Here is a 4,569-nt window from a genome sequence, read left to right as displayed (position 1 = left end):
GTGCGTGGTGGCGCGGCGGCCGTCGAGCAATCCCGCCCGTGCCAGCAGGTACGCGCCGGTGCAGACGCTGGTGGTGCGCCGCGCCGGCACGCGCCTCAACCAGGCGACGATCTCGTCCATCGCCTCGATGGAACGGATGATTTCGCCGCCCGATACGATGACGGTGTCGAAAGGGCCGTCGCGCAGAGGTCTGGTGAGAAGCTTCAGGCCAGAGGAGCTTTCAACGTCGCCGCCGCCGGGCGACAGCAAAACCAACTCATAGCTGTCCGGGCGGCAGCGCTCCGCAATCTCGAAGACGGTTGTCGGCCCGGCCGCATCCAGAAGCTGGAAACCGGGGTGAACGACGACGGCAACGTGCCTGCGCATGGCAGTATTCGCCCGATTTATGTCATTTCGGACGAAACCTAACGCCGGTAGCCTCGTCGTCAAGCCATCTGGAGACCGGCAAAAGTCCTGGACGAAACGCTGCGCGCCATCGCTGCCCGCCATGGTGCCCGCACGGCAGACCTCGTCGCCATGCAACTCGAATATCCCCGGCCACGCGCATCGCCGTGACGTCGCGAAGTCGACGGGCATCTGGCCGGCTCGGGGGGACTTTTCACGGCAAGGGAGTGACTGATGAAAGCATTGATCGCCGGGGCCGGTATCGGCGGCCTCACCACTGCTCTGTTCCTGCATGAGGCAGGCATCGAGGTCGAACTTTTCGAGCGGGCCGACGACATCCGCGAACTTGGCGTCGGCATCAACATGCTGCCTCACGCTGTCAAGGCGCTGGCCGGGCTTGGGCTGATGCCGGCGCTCGACGCGGAGGGGGTGAGGACACGCGAGCTTGTCTACACCAACCGCTTCGGCCAGATCGTATGGCAGGAATTGCGGGGCATCGATGCCGGCTATGAGGTTCCGCAAATCAGCATTCATCGCGGCAGGCTGCTGGGGCTGATTCACCGGGCCGTGGTGAACAGGCTTGGCGGCGACGTCATCAGCACGGCAAGCCGTGTCGATGCCTTCGAGCAGAACGAGGGCGAGGTCGTGGCGCATTTCCGCCGGCATGACGGCTCGCGCGGCGAGGCCCATGGCGACCTGCTCATAGGCGCCGACGGGATTCATTCCGCCGTCAGGGCCGTGCTCTATCCCGAAGAAGGGCCGCCGATCTGGAACGGCACGATGCTGTGGCGCGGCGCCACGCCGTGGCCGGTCTGGCGCGACGGGCGCACCATGGCGGTTGCCGGCGGCAATTTCGCCAAGTTCGTCTATTATCCGATCGAGCCGGATCGCGAAGAGACCAGGCTGACGAACTGGGCGGTGATGGCCAATACCGGCGATAGCGGCACATCACCGCTGCGTCCCGGCGACTGGAGCCGCCCGGGCGTGATCGACGATGTGCTGCCCTTCGTGCGTGACCGGTTTCAGCTTGATTTTGTCGACCCCGCCTCGATCATCCAGGCAACGGATGGCTTCTACGAATATCCGAACTGCGACCGCGACCCGCTGCCACGATGGTCGTTCGGGCGGGTGACGCTGCTCGGCGATGCGGCGCATCCCATGTACCCGGTGGGGTCGAACGGAGCCAGCCAGGCAATACTCGACGCTGGTTGCCTTGCGATGCATCTGGCCGCAGGACCGACCGTCGAAGCCGCGCTAACACGGTATGACGGGGAGCGGCGGCCGGCCACATCGGCCATCGTGCTGGCCAATCGGCAAGGCGGGCCGGAAGCGGTCATAGACATGGTCGAGGCCCGGGCGCCGCATGGGTTTGATGACATCGACGCCGTCGCTTCGCGCGAAGAACGCAAGAGCGTGGTACGCGGCTATGCGTCCCTGGCCGGGTTTGCAAAACCGAGTTGATCGCGAGTGGCGCGTTTTGCAGCCTACAGGTTTGCCTCGGCGAAGATGCGTGAGGCCCAGTCGAGGAAGACGCGAAGGCGCGGCGAGAGCTGTCTGTTCTGCGGGTAGAGCGCCGACAGCGGCGTCGGCGATGGCGGATAATCGGCCAGCACTTCGACCAGCGTCCCTTCGGCCAGGTCTTTGTCGAAGCGATAGCGCGGCGCCTGGATGAGGCCGAGGCCAAGCCGCGCCAGGTCGGCGGCGGTATCGGAATTGTTGGCGGCGACGCGGCCGGGCAGCCGCACCTCACGGATATTGCCGGCGACAGTGAATTCGAACGGAAGGGTCTCTCCGGTGCGCGACGAGACAAAGCCCACCGCCTGGTGACCGTCGAGCGCATCGGGGGAGGCGGGCGTGCCGTGGCGCTCGAGATAGGCGGGGCTGGCGCAGGTGATCTCGCGGATCATCGCGAGCCGCCGCATGATCATGCCGCTGTCGGGCGGCTCGCCGACGCGGATCACGCAGTCCACGCCTTCACGCACGAGATCGACCAGCCGGTCGCTCTGGCCGATCTGCAGGTCGATGCGGGGATAGCGGTCGAGAAACTCCGGCAGGCGCGGCAACAGGAATGTGCGGGTGAGCAGCGTGCTGGCGTCGATGCGCAGCAGGCCGAAAGGCTCGGCGTTGCGGAAGGCGGCCTCGGCATCCTCGATCTCGGCCAGGATCGACAGGCAGCGCCGATAGTAGGCTTCACCATCCTGGGTGGCGTTCACCTGCCGCGTCGTTCGTTCCAGCAGCCGCGCGCCGAGATGCTCCTCCAGCCGCCGGATGGCTTCCGTCGCGGTTGAGCGCGGCAGGCCGAGATCGGCCGCCGCAGCGGTGAAGCTGCGCCGCTCCAGAACGCGAACAAAGAGCCGCATCGTGTCCAGCCGATCCATGCTCTTTGTTCGCAGTTTCCGAATAGTGATGTCAATGGGTGGATGATTATCCGGAATTCGGCTTGGCCTATATCCGTGTCACCAACAACGCGGAGAGACTTCGATGACAAATCAAACCAGAACCGCGATCGTGACCGGCGCCTCCAAAGGCATCGGCGCCGCCATCGCACAGCGGCTCGCCCGTGACGGCGTCGCCGTTGTCGTCAACTATGCACGGGGCCGTGCGGAGGCCGAAGAACTGGTCCGCGCGATCGAGACCGGCGGCGGCAGGGCGATCGCCGTGCAGGCCGATATCGCCAATCCGAACGGCATCGCCGTGCTGTTCGACGCCGGCGAGAAGGCGTTCGGCGGCATCGACATCCTCGTCAACAATGCCGGCATCATGAAGATTTCGCCGATCGCGCAGACCGACGATGCTTCGTTCGACACCCAGATCGCGATCAATCTCGGCGGCGTGTTTCGCGGCATGCGGGAAGGTGCGCGCCGGCTTCGCGACGGCGGCCGCATGATCAATTTTTCCAGCAGCGTCGTCGGTCTCTATCAGTCGGGCTACGGCGTTTACGCCGCCACAAAGGCGGGTGTCGAGGCGATGACCCACATCCTGGCCAAGGAGCTTGGCGCGCGCCGTGTCACCGTCAACGCGGTGGCGCCCGGACCGATCGAGACCGCGCTGTTCACGGACGGCAAGAGCGAGGCGCAGATCGAGGCCATCGGCAAGATGATCCCGCTCGGCCGGCTCGGCCAGCCCGACGACATTGCCGGGCTGGTCTCGTTCCTGGCCGGTCCGGACAGCTTCTGGGTCAACGGGCAAATCATCCGCGCCAATGGCGGCGTGGTCTGAGGCGGCAACCAGGCCGGCTTGGCTCTCCTGACTGCCTGACTTCCACACTCGAAAAGCTAAGGAAACATCATGCCATTCGCCAACATCAAGCTACCGCAAGCGGCCCTCTCCAAAGCGCAGAAGGAAGACCTCATCCATCGAACGACCGCGATGTTCGTGGACTTTTTCGGTGAGGGCGTGCGCCCCTACACGATGGTGCTGGTCGAGGAGGTCGCCGACGGAGGCTATGGCCGGGCCGACGAAGTGTTCGTCGTGCCGGAAGTTTTTCGCGCGAAGGAGTAGTGCAGGGCTAGACCTCGAAGAGGTGCCTTTCACAAATTGAACCCTTGCCGCATCAGCCATCCTTCGTCGCACCGACCCAGTCGGCGGCCACTTCGGCAAACAGCCAGTCGCGGAACGCCTTGATCTTTTTCTGGCGCAGCGCGCCGTCACGGTAGACGACGTAGTAGCGCGAGGCGGATTTCAGCGCGAGATCGAAGGGACGAACCAGCCGCCCCGCAGCGAGGTCGGCCGAGACCAGCGCGCTTCGGCCGAGCAACACGCCTTCGCCATGCACCGCGGCTTCGACGGCGAAGGTGGCGGAATCGAAGCGCACGCCGCGCTTGGGATCGATGCCGTCCACGCCGGCCTGTTGCAGCCATGTTGCCCAGTCGATGCGAAAGGCGTCGTGGATCAGCTTGTGATGCCGGAGATCCCCGGGCTGGCGCAGCGGATGTTCGCCTTGCAGCAGTTCCGGGCTGCAGACCGGGAAGACCTCTTCATCAGCGAGAAACTCCGCCGTCACCCCGGTATAGCCGCCCTTGCCGTAGCGGATGGCGATGTCGATGCCGTCGCTGACGAAATCGGAAAGCACGCCCGAGGTCGACAGCCGCACGTCGATGTCGGCGTTTGCGCGGTGGAAGCGATGCAGCCTCGGCACCAGCCAGCGGCCGGCAAAACCGTCCGATGTGCTGACATTCAGGATGC

At 65.2% G+C, this 4,569-nt stretch carries 6 protein-coding genes and 1 pseudogene; 4 read left to right on the top strand and 3 right to left on the bottom strand.

Features of this window, described 5'->3' with window-relative positions:
* Nucleotides 1-366 (bottom strand): DJ-1/PfpI family protein (locus EN884_RS26705; RefSeq protein ID WP_206617643.1); only part of this gene is annotated, 366 nt, incomplete at its 3' end.
* A gap of 72 nt (nucleotides 367-438) precedes the next feature.
* On the opposite strand from EN884_RS26705, the pseudogene EN884_RS39815 reads away from it, so the two are divergent.
* Nucleotides 439-555, top strand: a pseudogene (locus EN884_RS39815) (transcriptional regulator); the annotation flags it as partial.
* Nucleotides 556-618: 63 nt separating this feature from the next.
* Nucleotides 619-1,845: a flavin-dependent oxidoreductase gene (locus EN884_RS26700; protein ID WP_063168617.1), complete on the top strand. Its 1,227-nt coding sequence runs from the start codon at nucleotides 619-621 to the stop codon at nucleotides 1,843-1,845.
* A gap of 23 nt (nucleotides 1,846-1,868) precedes the next feature.
* Here EN884_RS26700 and EN884_RS26695 read toward each other — a convergent pair whose 3' ends face one another.
* The gene (locus EN884_RS26695; RefSeq protein ID WP_063168616.1) at nucleotides 1,869-2,762 is read right to left on the bottom strand and encodes a LysR family transcriptional regulator; all 894 of its coding nucleotides are present in this window, start codon (nucleotides 2,760-2,762) and stop codon (nucleotides 1,869-1,871) included.
* A gap of 103 nt (nucleotides 2,763-2,865) precedes the next feature.
* Between EN884_RS26695 and EN884_RS26690 the strand changes: the two genes are divergently transcribed.
* Nucleotides 2,866-3,603, top strand: a complete 738-nt coding sequence (locus EN884_RS26690) for an SDR family oxidoreductase (protein WP_024501705.1) — start codon at nucleotides 2,866-2,868, stop codon at nucleotides 3,601-3,603.
* A 69-nt stretch (nucleotides 3,604-3,672) separates the two neighbouring features.
* A complete protein-coding gene (locus tag EN884_RS26685) occupies nucleotides 3,673-3,885 on the top strand; it encodes a 4-oxalocrotonate tautomerase family protein (protein ID WP_013530653.1) in 213 nt (70 codons plus the stop codon).
* Nucleotides 3,886-3,937: 52 nt separating this feature from the next.
* Here EN884_RS26685 and EN884_RS26680 read toward each other — a convergent pair.
* On the bottom strand, nucleotides 3,938-4,569 hold a 632-nt coding region (locus EN884_RS26680), incomplete at its 5' end, for a LysR substrate-binding domain-containing protein (protein WP_128360820.1).

Source organism: Mesorhizobium sp. M7A.F.Ca.AU.001.01.1.1 (genome assembly GCF_004022735.1).
Taxonomy (GTDB): Bacteria; Pseudomonadota; Alphaproteobacteria; order Rhizobiales; family Rhizobiaceae; genus Mesorhizobium; species Mesorhizobium ciceri.
This window is presented reverse-complemented; position numbering and strand designations above follow the sequence as displayed.